6 protein-coding genes are annotated in these 6,206 nt (G+C 67.4%); all 6 read left to right on the top strand.

Going from position 1 to position 6,206, the window contains the following annotated elements:
• The first annotated feature begins 174 nt into the window (after window positions 1–174).
• The 6 genes from Q0938_RS17255 (at window position 175) to Q0938_RS17230 (ending at window position 6,106) form a co-directional block, all read left to right on the top strand.
• A complete protein-coding gene (locus Q0938_RS17255) occupies window positions 175–462 on the top strand; it encodes a DUF6127 family protein (RefSeq protein ID WP_085378178.1) in 288 nt (95 codons plus the stop codon).
• Window positions 463–535: 73 nt separating this feature from the next.
• The gene (locus Q0938_RS17250; protein ID WP_299365019.1) at window positions 536–1,210 is read left to right on the top strand and encodes a D-Ala-D-Ala carboxypeptidase family metallohydrolase; all 675 of its coding nucleotides are present in this window, start codon (window positions 536–538) and stop codon (window positions 1,208–1,210) included.
• Window positions 1,207–1,440, top strand: a complete 234-nt coding sequence (locus tag Q0938_RS17245) for a hypothetical protein (protein WP_299365017.1) — start codon at window positions 1,207–1,209, stop codon at window positions 1,438–1,440. The genes Q0938_RS17250 and Q0938_RS17245 overlap by 4 nt, the downstream gene beginning before the upstream one ends.
• A 317-nt stretch (window positions 1,441–1,757) precedes the next feature.
• A complete protein-coding gene (locus tag Q0938_RS17240; protein ID WP_299365015.1) occupies window positions 1,758–3,875 on the top strand; it encodes a TonB-dependent siderophore receptor in 2,118 nt (705 codons plus the stop codon).
• A 3-nt stretch (window positions 3,876–3,878) separates the two neighbouring features.
• Entirely contained in the window at window positions 3,879–5,090 is a 1,212-nt protein-coding gene (locus Q0938_RS17235; RefSeq protein WP_299365012.1) for an MFS transporter, read from the top strand.
• Window positions 5,087–6,106, top strand: coding sequence for a siderophore-interacting protein (locus Q0938_RS17230; protein ID WP_299365009.1), 1,020 nt, complete (start codon window positions 5,087–5,089; stop codon window positions 6,104–6,106). The genes Q0938_RS17235 and Q0938_RS17230 overlap by 4 nt, the downstream gene beginning before the upstream one ends.
• The last annotated feature ends 100 nt before the right edge of the window (window positions 6,107–6,206 follow it).

The following is a 6,206-nucleotide window of genomic DNA, read 5'->3' as shown; positions in this document are numbered from 1 at the left end:
CCGCCACCCACGTCTCGCTCGCCACCGCGATCTGGCTGCAGACCATGGTCCCGCTCACCGCGGGCGATACCGTCGAGTTGCAGGGGTATTTCCGCGTCGCGGACGGCTACTTCGCCGCCGACCACACGTCCTTCTGGGGCTGCAAGGTCGGCTGAGCAGCGGAAGGAGGACTCGATGACACCACCCCGATCCGAGGGCTTCGTGCGCATGCCCGACGCCGAGTTCGAGGCGATCCTGACGCGGGCGGCCGAGGAAGGTGCGAAGCGCGCGCTAGCCGATGTCGGGCTCGACGGCGACGAGGCCGCGCTCGACATCCGCGATCTGCGCTCCCTGGTGGACTGCATCCGGCTGGTGCGGCGCACCGCCATGCAGACCGCTGTCCGCATGATCACCACCGGCGTCATGCTGGCGCTGCTCGCTGGCATAGCCATCAAGCTGAAGATCTTCGGCGGCAGCCCATAGCCGCGACCCATCCACATTCATCAGCCCGCAATGACCCGCCCTCGAGGCGGGTTTTTCGTTTTCGGAGGACCCCATGACCACGACCTTCCACCGCCATTGGCGCGACGTGCCTGAGGGCACCTGGCGCTGGCCGAACTTCAGCCCGACCGAGATCGCCTGCCGGGGCACCGGCAAGCTGCTGATCAACGCACCGGCGTTGGACAAGCTGCAGGCGCTGCGCGACCGGCTTGGCAAGCCGCTGATCGTCCGCTCGGCCTATCGAAGCCCCGAGCACAACCGCGCCGTTGGCGGCGCGACCCGCTCCAAGCACCTCGACGGCACCGCCTTCGACATCGCCATGGCGAACCACGACCCGGTAGCCTTCGAGGCGGCGGCACGGGAGGTCGGGTTCCTCGGCTTCGGCTTCTACCCGCGCTCGGGGTTCATCCACGTCGACCTCGGCCCCGCTCGTCAGTGGGGCGAGCCGTTCCCGGTCCTGGCCACGGCATTTGCAGCCGAGACGCCGCCCGCACGCGAAGTGCTGGCCGGGAGCCGCACCATGAAGGGCGGTGGCGCGGCTGGCGTGGCGACCCTGGGTGCCGCGGGTGTCGAGGTGGCGCAGAGCGTCATCGCCGAGACCCAGAGCGCCATCCTGCCGCTCGTGCCGTATCTCGATACGCTCCGCTGGGTGTTCATCGCCGTCGCGCTCGGGGGCATCGCGGTCACGATCTACGCTCGGCTCGACGACTGGAAACGGGGGCGGCGATGATCGGCAGGCTCCTCACCGTGATCGCCACGAGCCCCCTGACGCTTGCGGCCCTGCGCTACTGCGCCATCCCGCTCACGGTGCTCCTGTTCCTGCTCGGATTCCGGCGCCGAGGCGAGCGCACCGGCCGCCTCGCCGAGCGCTTTTGGACCACGGAGAAGATCAATGACATCCAACCCAGGATGCTGGAGGCGGCGGCTCGCACGCACTACCTGTGGCGCGGTCGACCATGAGGGCGAGGTGCCGGTTGGGACGACGACACGGGAACGCCAAGGAACGCTAAAGTTCCCTAGGAGACCGATGCGCAGGTATGGCTCTGCATCGTCCGCGCGACCTGCTGATGCGGCAGCGCACCATGCTGCTCGATGCCGCCCGGACGCAACTGGCCGAGGGAGCCGACCACACTGACGGCCCCCATGGAGGGGCCCTCGCGAGATGGTTGACGAAAATGATCTGATTAACTACCGGAGCTCAACGCCAGCCGAAGCCAGCGATCGACACGTCCGAGATACGCAACCCCGTCTCAGGTTGCTCTGGCTGAGGAGCCTTCATGCCCCGTTTCACGCGCGGACCGCTGTCCGCGATCGTCCGCCCTGTTCCGTGCGCCAGCTGGGGGCTTCAGGTCCCCTCGGTAGCGATTTTCCTTACCGCGAGCGTAGCGCTTCCAGCGTTCGGGCAGGATGTCGTCGTCCTGGATGAGGTTGTTATCGAGGCTGAGAGCGACGAGACGCTGACCCAGTCGGGATATGTCGCCACGGTCTCTCGCCAGGCGACGAAGCTGGACACGCCGATTGCCGAGATCCCGCAGGCCGTGACCGTCGTCACGCAGGACCAGATCGAGGATCAGCGCCCGCGGACGCTGAACGAGACGCTAGCCTACGCCGCGAGCGCGAACCCGAACAATTACGGCCTGGACTCCCGCTTCGACGCCTTCACGCTGCGCGGCTTTCCGGCCTTCTACAACGGCATCTTCCGCGACGGACTTCGCCAGTTCAACGCACCGACCGCGCTCCACAAGATCGAGCCCTATGGGATCGAGGGGCTCGCGTTGCTGAAGGGGCCATCCTCGTCGCTCTACGGCGTCAGCGGCCCGGGCGGGGTCGTCAACATCGTGACCAAGCGCCCAAAGGATGAGCCCTATCGAGAAGTCGAGTTCACGACTGGGGCTAACGACCGTGCCCAGCTTGCCGGCGACTGGTCCGGGCCGCTGAGCGACGATCGTTTTGCCTTCCGGCTCACCGGCCTCCATCGTCAGGCCAACACCGACCTTCCCGGCTATGCCGACGACAAGACGTACTTCGCGCCCGCGCTCAGCTTCGACAACGGCACGACGCGGGCCACACTCTTGGCAGAGGTGTCGCGATCCCTGACCGGCGGAACCGCAGCGTTCTACAATCCCGCTTACGGCGTGGTCTCGGACATTTACGAGGGCGATCCCGATTACAACGATTTCCGCCAGGACCAGTGGCGGCTGGGCTATGAGATCGAGCATCGCCTGACAGATGCCTGGACGCTGCGCCATTCCGCACGGCTGTCGCATGTGGACATCGACCTGGAATACAGCGGCCACTATCCCGCGGGACCGTCGCTGGCGCGGTATTGGGGTCACTACCTCGAATACCTCGACACGGCGACGGCCGACACGGCTCTGCAATGGAACGGGGTCACGGGCGCGATCGAGCACGAGGTGCTGGCCGGGATCGACGTTACCCGCGCGGAATACGATGCCCATAGTCTCGTGGCGTACGTCTCGGCCGAGGACACGGCGGCACAGGACGTGCCGTTCTCGAACGCGCAGGAGACCTGGCAGACCGGGGTCTACCTTCATGACCAGATCCGGTGGGGCAACTGGCATGCTTTCGCCAGCCTACGCTTCGATCGGGTGGAAACGACCTCGACCGCGGCAGACCGCAGCACGAGCGAACAGACGGACACCGGTCGCTCCGGCCGTCTCGGGTTGAGCTATCGCTGGAACTCGGGACTGGTCGCCTACGCGAACGTCTCCACCTCCTTCGCACCCAACCTCGGTGTGGTCTATGACGACGTGACCACCGAGGTCTCACGCCCTGCGCGCCCGACCCAGGCGACCCAGCGCGAGATCGGTCTGAAATACGCGCCCGAGGGAACCAACCTGCTGTTCAGCGCCGCGCTGTTCGACATCGACCAACGGGACGGCGTCGTGCTCGACGCCTCCAGCGGCCGCAACAAGCAGCGCCAGCTCGACATGAACAGCCGCGGGTTCGAGCTGGAGCTGGCCGCCGACTTGGACGACGGCTGGTCCACCGTGGCCAGCTACACCCACCAGCGCGTCAAGATCGAGGAAGGGGCCGCGGGAACCGTCGGAAAGGAACTGTCGGGGACGCCCAACGACGTGCTCTCGATCTGGGCGAAATACGAGGTCGAGCAGGGTCCGATGACCGGTCTCGGCCTGGGCGCCGGGCTGCGCTACGTGGGCGAGAGTTTCGGCGACGACCAGAACACGCTGGAGAACGAGGATCGCGCCTTCGTTGACCTAGAGGTCAGCTACGACCTGCCGCAGGCGCCCGGCGTCCAGATGCAGTTCAACGTCAAGAACGCTCTCGACACGCAGAAGGAGGTCTGCACCGCGGGCTACTGCTATCGGGACGAGGGCCGGATCTGGACGGCCAGCCTGCGCCGGCGGTTCTGAGCGATGGCTGGGCGCGGACAGGTGCCGCTGCTGGCGGGGCTCTGGACAGCCTATGTCGCGCAGAGCGTGATCGGGGGCATGACCTGGGGTGGGCTGCCCGCGGTGCTGCGCGACCGCGGTCTTCCGCTCGACCGCATCGGGCTTCTGTCGCTGCTGATCCTGCCGTGGGCGCTTAAGTTCCTCTGGTCGCCGTGGGTGGAGGCGCGGCGCCTTCCGGCAGGGCGCCCCGTGCGCACGGCATTGATAGTGTTCGCTGGCGGCGCCGTGACAGTCGCGGGCCTGGTGCTGGTCGGGCTTCTGCCGCTGCAGCCGCTGGTGCCGGTGCTCGCTGCACTCATGCTTGTGGCCTTTGCCACGGCCACGGTCGATATCGCCGTGGACGGACACGCCGTGGGCGCGCTGCGCGGCGAAGCCCTCGGCTGGGGCAACGCCGCGCAGGTCGGCGGGGCCTATGTCGGCTCGGCCATCGGCGGCGGGTTGTTCGTGCTTCTGGTGGCGCACTGGGGGTGGACAGCGGGCACGCTTTCAATGGCTGTTCTGGTGGCCCTCCTGCTGGGCGCTTTTGTGGCGGTGTCGCGCGGCCGCCGGCCCACCTCCGCATCCCTTCCCGCGCCCAGCCTCAGACGCGCCTTCGACCGACCCGAGATCCGCCGCGGTCTGATACTGGCTGCTACCGTTGTCATCGCCCAGAAGGCTGCGATGGGGATGATGGGGCCCTATCTCATCGACCTGGGCCTGCCGCTAGGGATGGTCGGCCTGCTGAGTGGTGGGACCAGCCTCGGCCTGGGACTGGCTGGCGCGATCCTCGGCGGCTCCCTGGTTCGGAAATGGGGAATCCGCACGACCCTGCTGGCCGGGCTTTGGCTACAGGTCATGCTGCTGGCAGTCCTTGCCCTCAGCGCGACGGGTCTCGACCTGCCGCGGCCGCTGCTGGTCGGGGCCGCCTTGCTCTCGACTTCGGCGGTCATGGCCATCGGCTTCACGGCCCTCTACGCGCAGTTCATGGCTTGGGCCGACCCCACGCAGGGCGGCGTGGATTTCACCCTCTTCCAGTGCCTCGACGCCACCATCAGCATGGGGCTGGGCGTGACCGCCGGAATGATCGCCGAGGCGGCGGGCTTCGGCGCACTGTTCCTGATCTGCGCCGGACTGGCCGGGGTGATCGCGCTGCTGCTTACCATCACGCAGCAGCGGCCGACGGAGTTTCCTGCATGAGACATGGTGCCCCGCCCCAATTTCAGGCCGAAGCCGCGCTGGCGCTTCCTTTCGAGACGCTGGACGCGATCCTGCGCCATGAGGCGGAAGAGCACGGCCTGACGCTGCGCTCGGGCCATGGACGTTCCACCTGGCTCGAGATCGGCGGCGGCGAGTTCGGGGCGCGTCAGGATGGCACTGGCAGCCTGGTCTACGCCCGCGCCCATTCCCGCGACTGGCTGTTCACGCTGCAGGAAGCGGCCGTTGCACATCTGGATGAACATGTTCCAGGCCATGTCCTGCGATGGACAGGCCCCGAACAGGCCGGGGCCATGCCGCCCAACTTCAGCCTGGCGCGTGTGGCTGGGGTCACGCGCATCGGGGCGCGTTTCCTCCGCTTGCGGCTCGAAGGATCGGGGGTCGAACGGCTTGCCCGCGACATGATCCACTTCCGGATCGTTCTGCCCCGCCCGGACGGTGACACGCGCTGGCCCCACCTGTCGGAGACGGGCCAGACTGTGTGGCCCGACGACCTGCACCGGCCAGCCTACACGGTCAGCGCCATCGATCCGGCCACCGGCTGGATGGAGACGGATGTCTTCGTCCACGAGGGGGGTAGGACCTGCGGCTTCGCCACGGACGCCCTGCCGGGCATACAGGTCGGACTGATCGGTCCCGGAGGCGGAGGCATCCCCAGGACCCCGCATCTGGTGATCGGCGGCGACGAGACCGCCTATCCGGCCTTGTCGCGTATCATCGCCGCGCAGTCGCTGCAGACCCGCATCGAAGTCCATCTGCTCGGTGCCACGGAGGACTATCCCTTCCCCGACCATCCTGGCCGAAGCCTGCACCACGTGCCCGGCGGCGAAGGGCTGCTGGCGGAAGCGCTCGTAGATGCTGATGGTTACTGGTTCGCAACCGAAAAATCGCGCCTCCAGCCGCTGAAGCGCGCTATCCATGGACGGCTCGGCATTGCGAAGCAGAACGCTCATCTCGCGGCCTACTGGTCCGAGGCAAGGACCGGGAGAGAGGTATGACATCCGCTCCCTTCGGGTCAGGCGGACAATACCCCGGGGTTGGCGTGAGCGCGACGACCAGCCTGCCGCTCGCAGGGCGCTTCAAGTCGTGAGGGCCGGT

The sequence above is a fragment of the uncultured Paracoccus sp. genome (assembly GCF_947496875.1).
GTDB lineage: Bacteria > Pseudomonadota > Alphaproteobacteria > Rhodobacterales > Rhodobacteraceae > Paracoccus.
Note: the sequence above shows the minus strand (reverse complement) of the source record. Positions and strands in the feature narration are given on the sequence as shown.